This is a genomic window from Nocardia sp. PLKS1-43 (genome assembly GCF_059510335.1).
Genome location: NZ_JCAJZQ010000002.1, coordinates 352,480 through 368,567, shown reverse-complemented (window position 1 = coordinate 368,567; position 16,088 = coordinate 352,480). Strand labels below are relative to the sequence as shown.

11 protein-coding genes are annotated in these 16,088 nt (G+C 69.2%); 3 read left to right on the top strand and 8 right to left on the bottom strand.

Translation table 11 applies throughout. From position 1 onward, the window contains the following. Nucleotides 1–64: 64 nt before the first annotated feature. Nucleotides 65–724: a TetR/AcrR family transcriptional regulator gene (locus AC5WS7_RS09585; protein ID WP_495954058.1), complete on the top strand. Its 660-nt coding sequence runs from the start codon at nt 65–67 to the stop codon at nt 722–724. A gap of 398 nt (nt 725–1,122) precedes the next feature. Here AC5WS7_RS09585 and AC5WS7_RS09580 read toward each other — a convergent pair whose 3' ends face one another. Next, complete coding sequence (locus AC5WS7_RS09580; protein WP_495954057.1) at nt 1,123–1,761, bottom strand: NAD(P)-dependent oxidoreductase; 639 nt, start codon at nt 1,759–1,761, stop codon at nt 1,123–1,125. Nucleotides 1,762–2,040: 279 nt separating this feature from the next. Next, nucleotides 2,041–3,000, bottom strand: coding sequence for an EamA family transporter (locus tag AC5WS7_RS09575; protein WP_495954056.1), 960 nt, complete (start codon nt 2,998–3,000; stop codon nt 2,041–2,043). A gap of 99 nt (nt 3,001–3,099) precedes the next feature. Here AC5WS7_RS09575 and AC5WS7_RS09570 point away from each other — a divergent pair, with 99 nt between their 5' ends. Further along, nucleotides 3,100–3,600, top strand: a complete 501-nt coding sequence (locus AC5WS7_RS09570; protein ID WP_495954055.1) for a MarR family winged helix-turn-helix transcriptional regulator — start codon at nt 3,100–3,102, stop codon at nt 3,598–3,600. A 272-nt stretch (nt 3,601–3,872) separates the two neighbouring features. On the opposite strand, the gene AC5WS7_RS09565 is transcribed toward AC5WS7_RS09570, so the two are convergent. The 5 genes from AC5WS7_RS09565 to AC5WS7_RS09545 all read right to left on the bottom strand — a co-directional run bounded on the left by AC5WS7_RS09565 (nt 3,873) and on the right by AC5WS7_RS09545 (nt 14,131). Next, nucleotides 3,873–8,117 carry a TIGR02680 family protein gene (locus tag AC5WS7_RS09565; RefSeq protein ID WP_495954054.1) on the bottom strand — a complete coding sequence of 1,415 codons (4,245 nt, stop codon included), beginning with the start codon at nt 8,115–8,117 and terminating at the stop codon, nt 3,873–3,875. Next, nucleotides 8,117–9,574: a DUF2398 family protein gene (locus tag AC5WS7_RS09560; RefSeq protein WP_495954517.1), complete on the bottom strand. Its 1,458-nt coding sequence runs from the start codon at nt 9,572–9,574 to the stop codon at nt 8,117–8,119. Before AC5WS7_RS09560 ends, AC5WS7_RS09565 begins: the two co-directional genes overlap by 1 nt. Next, nucleotides 9,574–11,133 carry a TIGR02677 family protein gene (locus AC5WS7_RS09555; RefSeq protein WP_495954516.1) on the bottom strand — a complete coding sequence of 520 codons (1,560 nt, stop codon included), beginning with the start codon at nt 11,131–11,133 and terminating at the stop codon, nt 9,574–9,576. The genes AC5WS7_RS09560 and AC5WS7_RS09555 overlap by 1 nt, the downstream gene beginning before the upstream one ends. A 321-nt stretch (nt 11,134–11,454) precedes the next feature. Beyond that, nucleotides 11,455–12,219, bottom strand: a complete 765-nt coding sequence (locus AC5WS7_RS09550; RefSeq protein ID WP_495954053.1) for a DUF2127 domain-containing protein — start codon at nt 12,217–12,219, stop codon at nt 11,455–11,457. Between the two features lie 718 nt (nt 12,220–12,937). Next, nucleotides 12,938–14,131, bottom strand: a complete 1,194-nt coding sequence (locus AC5WS7_RS09545) for an NsdA family TPR-like regulatory protein (RefSeq protein ID WP_495954052.1) — start codon at nt 14,129–14,131, stop codon at nt 12,938–12,940. 279 nt (nt 14,132–14,410) lie between these two features. Here AC5WS7_RS09545 and AC5WS7_RS09540 point away from each other — a divergent pair, with 279 nt between their 5' ends. After that, complete coding sequence (locus tag AC5WS7_RS09540) at nt 14,411–14,854, top strand: hypothetical protein (protein ID WP_495954051.1); 444 nt, start codon at nt 14,411–14,413, stop codon at nt 14,852–14,854. 199 nt (nt 14,855–15,053) lie between these two features. Here AC5WS7_RS09540 and AC5WS7_RS09535 read toward each other — a convergent pair whose 3' ends face one another. After that, nucleotides 15,054–15,941, bottom strand: coding sequence for a PAC2 family protein (locus tag AC5WS7_RS09535; RefSeq protein ID WP_495954050.1), 888 nt, complete (start codon nt 15,939–15,941; stop codon nt 15,054–15,056). Nucleotides 15,942–16,088: the final 147 nt, after the last annotated feature.

Here is a 16,088-nt window from a genome sequence, read left to right as displayed (position 1 = left end):
TGGCGCACCCACCGTTTTCGACCCACCCGGCATGCCGGCAGACGCGCTTGTGCAGGATGGAATCGTGCCCGTGAACACCCGCAGCGATGCCCAGCGCAGCCGAGTGCTGCTGGTCGACGGCGTCCACACGTTGCTGCGGGCCGGTCGAGTCGGGTTCTCGATCCCCGAACTCGCCGCTGTGGCGGGCGTCGGTGTGGCCACGGCGTACCGGCATTTCCCCACACCGCAGGACGCCATGGCCGCGTTCCATCACCGGGCGATCACGCAACTGCTGGAGGCGTTCTCGATGATCGACGCCGCGGTTTCGGAGCCCGGGACACAGCGCGATTCGCTCAGCCGGTTCCACCGCTTCTGCGGTACCTGGGTGGAGCAGTCGATGCAATGGGGGTCGGCGGTGCGCTACATCCGCAGCAGCAGCGGATTCATCGAGCGGCTCGCCGGGGGCGACGAGGCGATCACCGGCCTGCACGACATTCTCGCCGAAGTGCTCGAGGCGCTGGTCCGCGACGGGCTGGCGCCCGATCTCGACATCACCTACGCGGTCCTGCTGTGGATCACCATCTTCGATGAACGCGTCGTCTACGACCTGGCCGAGCACCGGCGCTGGAATCGCGCCGAGATCACCGACCACCTCACCAGGGCGGTCGCGGGCGCACTCGGGGTGGACGCGGGAGCGGTGCGGCAGCCACCGGCCGTGATCCGGTCGCAGCAGCGCGGGCCGTGATCCGGCGCGCAGCACGGCGCGCCGGGGCGGTTGCTCGGGCGGTGGCTTGTGGAGCCGCACGCCCGTGGCGCTTCGGTCCACAAATCTGCGCACTGGGATGAATACCGTTGTCGAGCACGGTGATTCGTGACACAGCAGCGTCCGCGGGCAGGACGGGCCCGACGGTGCCGGTCCGCGTAGGGCCGTTCGCGGCAGTAGGCGTTGTGGTCGCGGTGAATGGGTTGCGACAGGTCTCGAACCGTTCCAGCGCTGCTCGGTTCGGGCCCGGCGGCGCCCGCACCCGGCGAAGCCCGCTATTCGGGCTGCGGGCCGCGAAGGCGCGCCAGTGGTTTGCGGGATGGGTCCACGGTGGTCGCCCCGCACGCGGGTCAGCTGTCTCGGATCGGCCCGCTTCGAGTTCAGTATCCGACGGTGAACCGGGTCCGATGGTGCTCGGGCCGCTCGGCCTCGTCCAGCAATGCGACCGCGAAGTCCTCCATCGAGATGTGCGAATTGCCCTCGGCGTCGATCAGCAGGTCGTGCGCGCCGACCCGATAGCGGCCGGTCCGCACGCCCGGCTCGAGCAGCGCAGGCGGGCTCAGGTAGACCCAATCCACCGGCCCCGCGGTGGCCGCCTGGAAAACATCGAGTTGCTGGTTACAGGCGAGTGCGATCGGCCGCAGGTCGGGCGGGAAATCGGGGGTGTCGAGCAGCATCGTGCCGCCGGGAACTCGCAGACCGGCCGCGCCGCCGACCACCAGCAGCCGCACCCCGGTGCGTGCCAGCCCGGCCAGCAGTGCCTCGGCCACCGCCGCCAACTCCTCCTCTCGGCCCGGCGCCGGACGGGTCGCGCTGATCACCGCGTCGTGCCCGGCGCTCAGTTCGGCAACATGATCGGGTTTGGCGGCGTCGCCGGACCTGATCTCGACCCGCGAAGACAGTTCGCGCAGACGTGCAGCGTCCCGAGATACGGCCGTCACGTTGTGGCCGCGGCAGACCGCTTCGGCGACCACTCGGCTGCCGGCGGCACCGGATGCTCCGAAAACGATGATGCGCATGAGGATTCGATCTCCTTCTCCTGTTGTCGGCAGAGTGCCGACGCGGGCGGTATCGGATGCGATCGGCCGGGAACCGGTTGTCGGCGCACGTGCCGACCCGATGCGATCGCCGGTGACAGGTGGCGATCGGCGGGTGCGGATCGCGCTGTTTTCGGCCGAATAAAGTAGTGGTAGAACGGTTTTCGCGGTGACAGCAGACTGTGGCGTTGGCGGCGCGCGATGTGAAGACCGCGTTCTGGCGGATGCTGTGACAACCGCGACGGGCGGTTGGGCGAGCCGTCAGGCGGATTGCTCTGCGGTGACGGCGGTTTGCGGTTCCGGTGCGGGGCTGCCGGAAATCTCGTGGCGGGCGGTCCGCCTCGTTGTTCGGTCGGCGCCGGTCTGGCCGAGCAACGTGCCGCCCAGGGCGATCGCCATTCCCAGGATTTGCAGCGGGCTCAGGCCCTGTCCGAGGGTGGCCCAGCCGATCACGGTCGCGGACAGCGGGCTCAGCAGCCCCAGGAAGGCAACCGAGGTGGCGGGCAGCCGGGAGATGCCACGGAACCAGACGACATAGGCCAACGCCGTGCCGATCACCCCGAGGTACAGGTAGCCGCCGATGTTGTGGGCGTCCAGCGCGGGCGGGGCACCCTCGGCGAGCAACGCCAGCGGCAACAGCAGCAGGCCGCCGGCGGTGAGCTGCCAGCCGGTCATGGTCAGCGGCCCGACGCCCTCGGGCCGACCCCAGCGCTTGGTCAGCACAGTCCCCGCGGCCATGCACGCCGCACCGGTAATGCCGGCCAGTACGCCGATCGGATCGAGCGTTGCCCGTGCGCGCAATACGACGATGGCCACTCCGGCGATGCCGACGACGGCGGCCACCACCTTGCGGACGGTCGGGTGTTCGGTTCGGAACACCGCCGCGAAACCCAGCGCGAACAGTGGGGATGCCGAGGCCAGCACGGCGGCCGGGCCGCCCGGCAGTCGATAGGCGGCCAGGAACAGCAGCGGGAAGAAGGCGCCGATGTTCAGGGTGCCGAGCACCATGGCGCGCGGGATCCAGCGGCCGCGCGGCAGCACCCGGGTCAGCGCCAGCACCGCCAGTCCGGCGGGTAGCGCCCGCATCAGGGCCGTGAACAGCGGCCGATCGGGTGGCAGGAATTCGGTCGTGACGGCGTAGGTGGAGCCCCAAACCAGCGGCGTCAGGGCGGTGAGCGCCAGGGTCGCGACAGGCGACCCGGCGACGTTCCGAGTGGTCATGGCCTTCTCTCCAGATTAACTATCTTAATGTTGAGAGATAACACCACACGACGCTGGTTTATGCCAACGCTAAGATTCTTCATGTGGAGAGGGCTATTGATGGTTGATGCGGTGGACCTGATCACGGCCGCATGGCGCGAACAGCGCCCGGACGTCGACGTCGCGCCGATGGAAGTGGTCGGCCGGATCACTCGGCTGGCCCGCGTGCTGGACCGCGAGCTGCGCGAGTTCTTCACGGGTCACGGCTTGGAGCGCTGGGAGTTCGACGTGCTGGCCACACTGCGGCGTTCCGGCGGCGAACAGGGACTCACGCCGGGAGCCCTGATCAAGGCGGCGATGATCACCTCGGGCGCGGTCACCAATCGCATCGACCGGCTGGAGTCGAAGGGACTGGTCCGCCGCAGCTCCGACCCCGGTGACCGGCGCTCGGTCCGCATCCAGCTCACCGCCGCCGGACGCACCCTGGTCGATGAGCTCCTTCCCCGGCACGTCGCCAATGAAAACCGCCTACTGGCAGACCTTTCCGCTGCCGACCGCGACAACCTGAAGGCCCTGCTGCGCACCCTCTCCGAATCCCTCGGCGACACCACCCTCACCTGACCCGCGGCCCGCGCGAACGGCCGAGCCGACAGGCCGGCCGGTGGAGGGTGCTCCGCTCCGGCTCTCGATCCTGTGGGCTCTGTCGCGCCAACCGGCGGTGAGCAGGCGAACGTGTCGTCCGGACGATCATCGCGCAACTGTCGCTGCAGATCCTCGGCCGGTGTCACGCTGTCGCTGTGGTGGCGGCGCAGCGGCAATCCGGCGGTGCCGGTTCCTGCCGTATGTCCGCATCGATTCGGTGCGGCAGATGCTGCTGTACGGGCACTGACCCGTCAGGAGGTGAGTTCCATTGCCTCGTCCATGGTTATGGCTCCCTCGACGGTGTGCGGCACTCGGCGGCGGCCCGGAGAACCCAGGGCCGCGGTGAGGTCGGAGCCGTCGTGTTCGGCCAGCAGATCGCGCGAGTCCCACACCAGAAGCGTTGCGCTGACGGTGTTCTCCGCGGCCGAGTGCGCCAGATCGTAGTGCGCGCAGGCCGGGACGTGGTCGTAGGTGATCCACAGGTCGTAGCCCGTCATGAACAGGTCCAGGTCGAAATCGACCGACAGGCCCAGCAATTCGCTGCGGCCGTTGTCGTCCACACCGGCGAACGCCTCGTCCAGGGCGAGCAGGCGCGGGGCCTGGGGGTCGGCCGAATCGAGCATGACGTGCGCGGCGGCGAACAGTGGAAGATGCAGGGACACAGACTGTTCGCCACCCGAGAGGGCGCTGTGCCGGGCCACGGTGAGCCGGTCCTCGCTGCCGTCAGCGGTGATCAGGGTGAACGAGAACACTCGCCAGGTCCGGTAATCCAGTGTGGTGGCCAGGATTTCGGGGTACGAGCGTTCCGGGTGCGCGGCACGCGCGGTGCGGATCTCCGCGGCGAAGTGGGCGCGTATGGCGGCCAGATCTGCCGGGCTCAGCTCCGAGGCGTCGCGGTCGAGCAGTTTGCACACCGCGCGGGCGGAATCGGACAGGTTGTCCGCGAGCACCCAGTGCACGCCGATGGTGTTGCCCGAGGACATCCGGCGCTGCTTCATCTCGCTGCCCATGCGGGTGATGAGATCGCGTGCGTCACTGGTGCGTTCGTGGATCTGCTGAGCCAGACCGGTCAGCAGCGCGTCTTCGAGGATGCGGCGTTCGGCGTCGGTGAGCAGCAGCTCCTGATCCGAGCGCGCCCGGGCGATGCGGTCGGCGAAATCGGCCAGTGCCGCGGCGCCCTGGTCGTCGTGCACCTGCACGACCGTGAGCCCGTCGGCGGCGTCCCACTGCAACCGGTAGTCCTGCCGGGCTGCGGCAAGTGCGGCGTCGAACTCCTGCAGCGCCGCGGTGACCGCGCTGCGGGTGGACTTGCGGGCCGCCTCACCGGCACGCACCGACTCCGTGGCCGCGCACAGGCCGTCGAACAGTTCCTGCACTTCCTCGGGCAGTACCCGGGGGGCGGCCTCCGGTCCGCCGGTCTCGATCCGGTACAGCAATTGTTCCGGGGTGGACCAGGCCGCCTCGGTACTCGGCCAACGACAGTGATCGGGCGCGCCGAGCAGGCTGAGCAGATCCGGACGGGCATAGGGCGCAAGGTGTTTGACGTCGGTGAGCAGTTCGGTCAGCGCGGTGCCGAGCGAATCGTGCGCGGCCCGGTACGCGCCTTCGGCCGAGCCGACCGCCTCGATCGCGTCGGAGGCCGCCTTGCGTGCGGCCTTCTGCTCGGCCCGCGCGGCCTCGATTCGCATCCGGGCCTGTTCCAGTTCTCGATCGATATCGGCGGCGCCCGCGCCCAGCGCCTCGCGCAACGTCTCGAGTTTGCGCAACTGCTCCTCGTACCCGGCTCGCGCCGATTCGGCCTCCTCGGCGAAAGCTTCGGCCAGATCCCGGGATTCGGCCAGCCGGTCCTCGCTCTCCCGGGCCCGTTCATGATCGCGCTGATGGTCCCCGCGCAGGCGCAGCAGCGCGGTGCCGGTGTTCTCGAAGTGCCGGATGGCCGCGGCCAGGGCGTCGAGTTCGGCCGGATCACGCGGTGCGCGATGAGCGGCCGCGACACCGCGGACCTTCTTGTCGGCGATGGTGAACTCGGCGATCGCCTGATCCAGATCGCTCTCGGCCTGCGTCGCCGCCTCGGCCCGGGACCGCAGCATGCCCGCGGCCTCGGAGACCGCGCGCAACGCGGCGGTGACGGCGTGGGTGCGAGGTAACGCCTTGGCGGCGGCGGTGATTCGAGTCAATCGTTCGGAAGCCTCACGCTGCTGGGCGAGGGCTTGCTGTTCGGCCGCCCGGGCGGTCTCGACGGCGCCGGCCAATTCGGCCAGGCGCAGTTCGCGGCGGCGGGCGCGGGCGGTCGCGCCGATGAACTCGGCATGCGCTTTGGTGTGGCGGCCCAGCTGTACGCCCTGGCGGTATCGGCCGTCGGCATCGATCGTCACCGGTGGAGTCGCGCCACCGGACGCGGCGGCCTTCTCAGGACTCGCACCGCCGTCCTCGACGACATTGTCGGACAACGCGATCGAGGCCAGCACGCCGGAAACGACGTCACCGGGAACGGTCAGCGCGTCCGAATCGTCCTCGACGACGAGTACGTCGGCCAGCGTGCGGCCGGCCGGGCGGTCCAGCGGCGGCAGCGGGACCAGGAACTGCTCCGAATCATGCGGCGGCGGTTCGCCTTCCGGGCACACCCAGCCGTCGAGCAGATCGGCGGCCTGCAACGCCGCCTCGATACCCGCCGCGCGTTCGGGCGAGACGTCGTCGGCGAAGCGGACCAGCCGCCACAGCGGCGCACCCGCGCGAGCCTCGCGCGAGTCGGTGCGGGCGGCGAAAGCCGGTGGCGCGTCTTCCTTCTCGGCCGCGACCCGCTCCTGCTCGGCCCGCAGCTCGGCGATTCGGGCCGCGGCCTGTTCGGCGGCGGTGCGGGCCTGTTGCCGCTGACCGCGGATCTGCTCGGTGAGCGGTTCGGTGTGCTCGGCGAGAACCTCGGTGAGGGTGGCCGCGTCATCGGAACCCGCGGCGGCCAGCGCGGTATCGAGCGCCTCGAACAGTCCCGCGCGGACCGGCTCGTGGACCTCGCGGTGTTCCTCCCACCAGTCACGCAGCGCCGCAGCGGTATTCGCTCGGGCGAGGGTCACGGTGGCCTCGGCCTCCGCGAGCGCGGCCGCGGCGGTGTCGCGCTGCTCGATCGCGCGTTGTGCGGCGCGTTCGGCGCGTGAACGCCCGGCGGCCGCGGTGTCCACCAGGGTCAGCGCCTGGCGCACCGCGCGCACGTCGGCGTCGCGCTCCTCGGCGTGACTGCGCACGGTTGTGGTGAGCTGTTCCGCACGCGCCTGCTCGGGCAGCGCGGACCAGCCGATACCGGCTTCCTCGGCGGCCGTGCGCAATTCGTCCTCGCCGCGGGACAGCGCGGCGGCAGCGGATTCGACTGCGGCGCGGGACCTTTCGGTCTCCTCGGCGCGCTGATCGACCGCCTGCTGTGCCTTGGTCGCCTTGTCGCGATGCACCGCCGCGGAGGTCTCCAGCCGGCGCACCGCGTCGGCCAGATCGTCGAGCTGCTGTTTGCCCTCGTAGGCGCTGGAACGCTGGAGCGTCTCGCGATCGGTCAGCGCCTGCTCGTAGCCGCGGTCGGCGGCCTCGGCGCGCTCTTCGGCGGCGGTTCGCTCACCTTCGCGACGCTCCCGCAGCGCCGTCGCGGCGAACAGCGCCGTACTGCCGTGCGTCACCGCGTCGATCCGCCCGCGCACCTGATCGACATCGCTCTTCGCTTGCACCGCAAGATATTTGCGATACACACCCACGAAGGCGCGGGTGGCGGTGTCCGCCTGGACCAAGCCCTCGAGTGTGCGGCCGACTTCCTCCATATCGCTGAACGAGCGGGCGGCGTCCAGGATGAGCTGCTCGTCCAGCGGGCGCAGGCCGTCGGTGAGGGCCTGGGACAGGCCGCGCGGGTCGAGGTTCTTGGCCAGCTGCGGGCGGCGCAGGGTCAAGATGAGGTTGATCAGCTGGTCGTAGCGTTGCGCCCCGAGCCCGAACATGCGCGCGTCGATGGCCGCGCGGTAATCCACCGGCCGATCGGTGAGCGCGTCGGTGCCGATCTGTTCGGCGAGCTGTTTGCGCGTGAGCGGCCGGTCGTCCGGGCCGATCAGCGAGAAGTCGACACCCACCCGGCCGTCGGCGACGAAATACCAGCGGGTCACCTTGTCCGAGGAGCGGGTCGCGCGCATGCCGATCCCGACAGTGACCACCTCGGGATCCTCGCGTCGGCCGCGGGCGAACTCCATCCACACGTACGAGTAGGCCGATTCCTGCTTGCGGTACAACAGGTTCGATTTCATCGTGCGTTCCTCGCCCGCGAACGGGTTGAGCCGGCGCGGTTCGATCCGGCCGTCGAACACGAAGGGGAACAGCACTTCCAGGCCCTTGGTCTTGCCGGACCCGTTGGGACCGCGCAACACCAGCCGCCCATCGGCGAAGCAGAACTCCTGATCGCGGTAGTCCCAGAGGTTGATGATGCCCGCCCGGGTGGGCACGAATCGGACGCCGCCGTGGATGAGATCCATCAACTCCCCTTCTGTGCCGGATAGGCGTGATCGCCGAGAGCGGTCGCGGAGGCGAACAGTTCGCTCTTGGCGCGCGTGCGGACCGTGACCACCGCGCCGCGGTAACGGGCGAGGGCGGGCAGGATCAACAGGACCGGTTCGGAAACCATTGCGCTGGAGTCCCTCTCGTCCTCGCGGTGGGGCTCGACCAGATGAAGTCGTTCGAGCAGTGCGAGTACCTCCCGGGTCAGGCCCGGCACGTCGGCCTGCCACTGTGCCGCGAAGGTGGATCCGTAGCGGTCGGTGAGCGCCTGGACGGTTTCGCGGATCCAGGACAACGGTACGACCGGATACACCGGCTCCTGCTCGGTCTCGCCGCCTTCGCCCGAGATCTCCGTATCACCCGTATCTTCTTGTGCCGCATCGCTTTCGGCGGTTATGACCAGCGGGGTGAACACGGTCGAGTCCGGGATCGCGTCGTCCAGCGCGTCGATCAGCGTGGTGGCCGGCGCGGGGCGGCGCCGACGCTCGACGGGATTGTCGATGTCCAGGACCAGATCCGCGATCTCGCCGATCAGCAGCAGCGCCACCTGCGCGAGCGTGCCCGTGCTGGGAAAACGTACGTCGGACAGGCGGCCCGAGGTATCGATCAGCGCGACGCCCTCGGCGCGACGCTCGGCCCGCAATCCCGTGAGCAGTTCCACCTCGGCGACGACCTTCTCCGTACCCAGCTGGTCCCGCTCGGATTCGGTGAGTTCCTGCGCGTAGACCACCGGGCGCTCGACCAGCGCACGCCGCACCCGGCGAGCATCGGCCGCCCGCGCCTGCGGTGCGGAAGTGCTTGTGCCGCTGTCGGATTCGTCCTCGAACAAGCCGCGAACGCTGCGCAGATGCTGCAGTACGCGCGGCGGCCGGAAGATCGCGAAGACCACGGCCCGATCGATGTCGTAGAGCGCCTCCCCGGCCTCCGGATCCGCAGCCCAGCCCCCGGCGTCGCCGTCGGCGAGGGTGAGCGCACCGCGCGCACCCAGCCAGGCCACGGCGTCGACGAACGCGTCGCGATCGGCGGCTCGGTCGGTGGACAGTTCGAGTCCGTCCACCCGCGTCGCGTACGAGGCGACCTGATCGGCCAACTCCGACAGGGTGATCTGATCGCCTGCCCGGCCGAGCGCGGCCAGTGCCAGCGAAAGGTACGCGTAGCGTCGCCGGTCGAAGACTCGATCATTCGGCGTCCGCGCCGGACGACCGGAATCGAGCCGGTCCAGTACCGGGAACAGCCGGGCGGTGGTCTCGGTGACCTCGAGCCGGTAGCCGAACAATGCGGCCAGATCCTCACGCAGTTCGGTGGCCCAGCGCCGCAGCAGCGGCAGGGCGATCCGGTCCGGATAACTGCGAGTGACCAGATGGTTGGCCAGAATCACCCGGGCGGCACGCTGATAGCTGTCCAGGGCCAGCGAATCTATTGTGCGAGCGTGGATCACGGGCGTCGCTCCGTCAGTCCGGCACCGGGGCGGGTATCGGTGGTAGGTGTTCGGGCGCTGCCGTTCGCACGGATTTCGAGTCGGCGATTGTTCAGGTGCAGCAGTCCGCGTGCGGTGCGAACGACGGTCGAACCGGGATGCTCGGAAACCGTCAGGGTGACTCCGCTGTCCGAGCCGGTGGTTCCGGTCCGGCCGCTCACCGGAACCCATGCGGTCGAGGCCGCGTCGAGCAGGCGCAGCAGCACTTCGGTTTCACCGTCGTCGAGTACGCGTTCGTGCAGATCGGCGGCGGCCAGCGACTGCGCCGCGGCCGCACGGGCGCGCTGGGCGTCCAGCTGGGCCTGACGCAGCCGCCGGATTCCCGCGTCGTTGCGCGCGATTCGCGACGGTGCGCCCGGCGACGGTGGGCGACCGGTCTCGGCGAGGGTGCGCGCGATCTCCAACGGCGGTGCGTCCCACCAGGATCGGATCGCGGGTATGACGTCGGCGTCGGGATGTTCCATCGACAGGTGCCGGGGACGGCCCAGGCCGAAGACCGCGTCGAACAGCGCGTGCGCGCTCTCGGCATTCGGTGTCGCGGTGAACCATCCGGCCAGATGGCGCAGCGCGGACTCCCGGCTGACCCCGCCCTTGCGGGTCTCGGTGACCCGCCGCAGCAGCGAGAGCACCGCGGCGATGGCGCTCATCGTCGCGTCGCGCAGGCGCTCGGCCTCGGTCTGGCCGGTGCCGGGCCTGGACTGCGCGTCCGAATGGCCTTCGCCCGCAACGATATCCGCCGCAGTGGCAACGAACCAGCCGCGCAGCCCATGCCAGCGCTCGCGCCAATCCTCCTCGCGATCGGCGACGCTGAGCAGCACCCGCTCGTCGCAGGCTCCGGCCCGCGCGATCATCTCCTCGACGCCGGTCTCCTCGACCTCGGTGATCGCCGCCGCCAGCCGCGGGGCGAAACGCGCCAGGTCCATGCTGAATTCGCGCATATGCGCCAGCAGCGCGTCCTTGTGCGCCAGAAAGGATTCCGGCGTCGCCTCGGTGGTGCGCACCAGATCGCCGAGGGTGAGGTAGAAGTGCGCGGCGCGTTCGGCCAGTTCGGACAGGGTGGTGTCGAGGCGGTTCAGGACGCGGTAGACGCGTTCGGCATCGCCGGTGCGGTTGGCCTGGGCCAGGGTCTGCAGGTCGGTCAGCAATTCCGGCAGGACCAGGCGCGACAATGACGCCTCGTCCAGACGCGCGCCGAGTACCTCGGACACGGCGCGATAGGCGTGATAGCCGCTCTGTGAGAACTGATAGACGAAGTGCCGGTTGCGATATTCGGCCAGGGTCGCCGCGCGGGTACCGTCGTAACTGCGCTCGAGCACGCCCCACTGGTGCAGCTGTTCCAGCAGCGGGCCCACCTCGGTTGCGGACAGTCGCGGCGCGCCCGGGAACCGGGTCAGCGTCTCGGCGACGTCGCTGGCGTGCAGCAGCACGACATAGGCGGCGCGAGCCTGATCGAACGCGCGCAACACCCACAGATACTCGCCGCGCTTCTCGGCGGTGGCGAAGGTGAACAGCCGCAACCGATCCTCCGCCGCGGCGGCGTCGATGCCGGCCGGGGCGAACACCACGCGATCGCGTGGCGGCGCCGAACCGTCGAACAGTGCCTCCGGTATCGCGGCCGGGCCCGAGTCCTGCGGTGACGGGTTGATCCCCAGGGCGGGTGCGACCGTCGCGGAGGTACGCGTCACCGCTGTCTCACCCCTGGATGTCGCGGATGCGGCCTCGGGCAGCAATCCTTCAGCGGACTCGGTCACCGGGTCGAGGGTAATACCGATGCCCGCGGTCGCCACGGCGTCCCCGGCGTCGGCGCGCCGAGCAGCCGCCGTGGCGTCGGTCATCGATCAGGACGCGGGTACCGCGACGGCCGAACGTTCCACCGTGAGCAGGCTCGCCTCGTTGTGTTCGGCGTGGTACGCGCGTCCGCCGCCGTTGAGTCCGAACAGTCGCTTGGACCACAACAGCCACAGCACCGCGGCGATATTGATCACCAGGGCACCCGCGCGCACCACGGTGATCTTCTCGGTCAGCTCGTAGATCTCCAGCGGCAGGAAGATCGCGGTCGCGACGACGGCGAAGTACTCACCCCAGCGATGTGCCAGCCACAGTCCGACCGCTTCGATGAATTCGATCGCCGCATAGGCCAACAGCCCGACCGCGATCAGGCTCAGCACCGTCGGCGAGAGCTTCCAGCCCTGTTCGATGAAGTGCACGATCTTCGAATTGTCCGGATTCCAACCGATCTGATCGGCCAGCGGCTGAATCAGCGGCATCTCCCGGTCGAATGCCGCGCGCAGCTGGTGCTGCGAATTGCGGACCTTGAACACCCCCGCCCCGAGCGCGACGAAGATCAGACCGCGCACGATCCGCTCGATCGCCAGGAGCCGCATGATGAACCGGTCCCGCAGCAGCCGCCCGCGTGGCACCTCGGGCGCCTCGTCGGCGGGACCGCGGCCCGCGGGATCGCCGACGACGAAGTCACCGCAGCGCAGACAGCGCCACGCGGTACCCGCCGCAGTCGAAACATGAAGGCGGGCAGCGAGTTCGGTCTCATCGGGCGCGTAGGTGGCATGCCCCCGCCACGAGCAGGTCCGCAGACTGAAGTCCATTGCACCATCTTGGCCTCCGCTCCGCTCCCGCGCTATCGCGGCCCCTGGGAACACCTCCGAAGCCGGTTCGAGATCCGCGGGGACCAGGAAACCGCAGGAGGGAAGCGAAGCGCAATTCAACGGTCACCCAAGCTCACTCACCCCGGGCAACGCCAGCCGCGAGATTCGCGGCCCGTCTCGCCGGACGGGGGAGCGGTGAGGTCCGCGGGGTCGCGGACCCGCCCCAGCGCAGCGTGGAACCGTCGGTCACCCAGGTTCGCTCACTCCGGGGATAACGCCGGCTGCGAGATTCGCGGCCCGTCTCGCCGGACGGGGGAGCGGTGAGGTTCGCGGGGTTGTGGACCCGCCCCAGCGCAGCGTGGAACCGTCGGTCACCCAGGTTCGCTCACTCCGGGGATAACGCCGGCTGCGAGGTTCGCGGCTGGTCTCGCCGGACGGGGGAGCGGTGAGGTTCGCGGGGTTGTGGACGCGTCGTAGGGCAGCGTGGGCATCCGTTGGTCAGCCAGGTTGGTTCATCCCGGGTTAGGCCAGTTGCGAGGTTCGCGGGTGGGAGCGGTGAGGTTCGCGGGGTTGCGGATCCGCCGTAGCGTAGCGTGGGAACCCGTCGGTCACCCTGGCTCGTTCACCCCGGGTAACGCGAACCGCAAGGTTCGCGGCCCGGCGAGACTTCGGGGGCCGCGAACACGCCGGAGCGCAGCGGAGGCCAAAAACACAGCGTTCACGGTGTTGCCAGCTCACGTAGTTGTTCGAGGTAGGTGCGGGTGCGCGGATCGTCCGGGTAGTGCTCGATCATCTCCCGGGCGGTTTCGCTGGCGACCCACATCAGCGACGGCAGGCAGCGCCGGGTTCCGGTGAAGGCACGCAGGCCCTCGTCGACGGCGAGGTCCAATGCGCCGTCCCGCACGGCCAGCACGGCCAGGGTCAGTCGTGCCTCGGAAAGCCGCATGGGTTTGAGGACCGTGCCGCCGGGGCCCGTGGATGTCCGGATCACCTGCTGCGCATAACTTCTCGCCAACTGGTCCTCGCCGACGACGCGGCTGCAGTCCATCGCGTAGAAGTCGAGTTTCTGCGGGTCCACGACGAAGTGGTTGTCCAGATTGACCGGATGGTCGAGTCGGTCCAGGATCGAGCGGGCCCTGCGCAGCGCCGCGTCCATCGCTCTGCGATCGCCCAGGCGCGCCCAGCCCTTGGCCTGCTGTGCGGCGAGTTGCACGCCGACGCCTAGTTGCTGGGTACTTGCCAGAACGGCGTCGGCGGCGTCGATCGCGCCGCGGTAGTTGCCCTGGGTGAGGGCGAACCACGCGGCCATCTCCGCGCCCCAGCCGATGATCTCGGCGTGGTCGGCCTCCTGGCCCAGGGACAACGCGGCCCGGCGGGTGGCCTCGGCCTCGGTTCGCCGGCCCAGGTCGTAGTCCAGGCAACCGACCAGCAGGGCGACCCATCCGGCCAGGACCAGCACCTCGCGATGCTGCGCCAAGGTCAGTCGGCCGTCCAGCAGTGAGGTGATGCGGCGCAGCCACGCGGTGCCCTCGGCGTGCAGGGTGCGCGGGTCGGAACTGGGATATTCGCAGCACAGCCGCTCGGCGGTGATCCGGATGGCGTCGAGAGTGGCCGAGGAGATATCGGACATGCGCAGGCGGCCGAGGAATTCCAGGGTGTCCATCCCGGTGGAGGACAGCAACTCGTCGTCCCGGTTCGGGCGTGCCTTGGGGAAGAAAGCGGCGGTGACGGTGTCGAAGGCCGCCGCGATGATCGGCGCGTAGAACTCGTCGGGTCGCGATTCGCCCGATTCCCAGCGCCGCCAGTTGCGTAGCAAAGTGCTGTCGGTCGGCAGGTTGTGCGAGGACTTGGCGCGCATCGCGCGGATCGCTTCGGTCTGTGACCACCCCCTGGCATCTCGTTCGGAACGCATTCGGACTGCCCAAACGGGTCGATCGTCACCAGCGGCCACGGCCTCAGTATCCCACCAGTTAACTCCAGATGGCCCGGATAGGGCATCCGAATGTCAGCGCATTGACATCTGCAATCACATTTGGCAGTGATGCATGCTCGAAACGGGCCGGTTTTTCCGGCCCGCGCGGTACCGCCGAAGCAGTGCTATCGGCCCGCGGTACCTCGTCGAGCAGCGCCCCGCATGTGGGGGGCGACAACAGAACAGCGAATCCCTATCCAGATCCCAACGGAGGCTCGGGTGGAAGCGTTGATCTATGGGTATGTGCGTGACGAACTGGCCGAAGGCCACCCCGAAGAGCTCGAAGACGCCATGTGCAGCCTTGCCAACTCCGCGGGGATGTGCTTCGCCGCGACGTTCCATGAATCGACAACCGGTGACGGCACCGCGTTCGCGGAGCTGACCGCCGAGCTCAAGCGCGCGGACGCACACCACGTCGTGGTTCCATCCCTGGAACATCTTGCGGGACAAACGATTCCACGCGAAATCCTGCTCGCCAAACTGGCCGAAGAGGCCGAAGCCCGAGTCTGGGCAGTGTCCGATGTGCCTCCGCTTCGCTCCGGCGGGTTTCCGGCGCTTCAAGGCTCGTCGTTGCGCGGTCGAGACTCGGCCTTCGGCCATGCGCTTCGACCGCGCAACGACGAGCCCGCGCCGAAACCTTTGGGGTCGACCTTCCTTGCCTGACAGTTCTGAAGACACAGAGACGCTTCGCCCGCGGGACGAGCCCAGCAGCAGCCGGCCGAAGCGAAGCGAGGCGAAATCCCAACGCACCCAGCGGCGAAGCGTCTCTGTCCCGCTGGGAGTCGCCCGCGAAGCGAAAGGCTCAGCAAGAAGACCTGCAAGGTTTTCGGCGCGGGCGAAGCGGAGGCCAAAATTGCCAAAATTACAGCCCGAAGCCGCCTGGGCCGCCTCTGCGGCGTAGGTATTTCTCGAATTCCGCGGCGATGGCGTCGCCGTCGATCTTGGCCATCGCCTCGTTCAGGTCGACGGCCGCGTCACCGCGCTCCTCGAGCGAACGCACGTACTCGCTGACCTCTTCATCTCCCTCGGTCATCTCGTCGACGGCGGATTCCCAGTCCTCGGACTGGGAGGGCAGCTCACCGAGTGGAACCTCGATGTCGAGCACCTCTTCCACGCGGTGCAGCAAGGCGATCGTGGCCTTGGGGTTGGGCGGTTGCGAGACGTAGTGCGGCACCGCCGCCCAGAACGACACGGCCGGCACGCCCGCGCGAACGCAGGCGTCCTGCAGCACGCCGGTGATCCCGGTCGGGCCTTCGTATCGGGTCTGCTCCAGGCTGAACTGCTCGGCCGCCTCCTTGTTGTAAGCGGTTCCGGTGACCGGGACGGGCCGGGTGTGCGGGGTGTCGGCGAGCAGCGCGCCGAGGATGACCACGGTGCTCACCCGCAGCTGCTCGACGAGTTCGAGGATGTCGTCACAGAAACTGCGCCACCGCATATTCGGTTCGATGCCGTGTAACAGCACCACGTCACGTTCGCTGCCCGGGGGCGAGCACACCGACAGCGTCGTGGCGGGCCACTGGATCTCGCGGGTCACGCCGTCGACCTGGCGGACCGTGGGCCGATTCACCTGGTAGTCGTAGTAGTCCTCGGAATCGAGTTCGGCGAGAGGTTCGGCGTCCCAGATCAGTTCCAGATGCTCGATGGCGCCGCTGGCGGCGTCGGCGGCGTCGTTCCAGCCCTCGAAGGCGGCCACGAGCACCGGATCGCGCAACGTCGGCAGGTCCGGATCGGGTGATGCACTGGCGTTCACCCGGTCAGCCTACGGCGTACCGGCCCCGCTGTTCATGGCATATTGCCGACAGCGTGTCCGGTCGGCCCGGGGTGGATCGCGAATTCCGGGCATACCGTGTGGCGGCCGACCGGCCGGTCGGCCCGAGTGTGGCGCGGGCCACTTCCC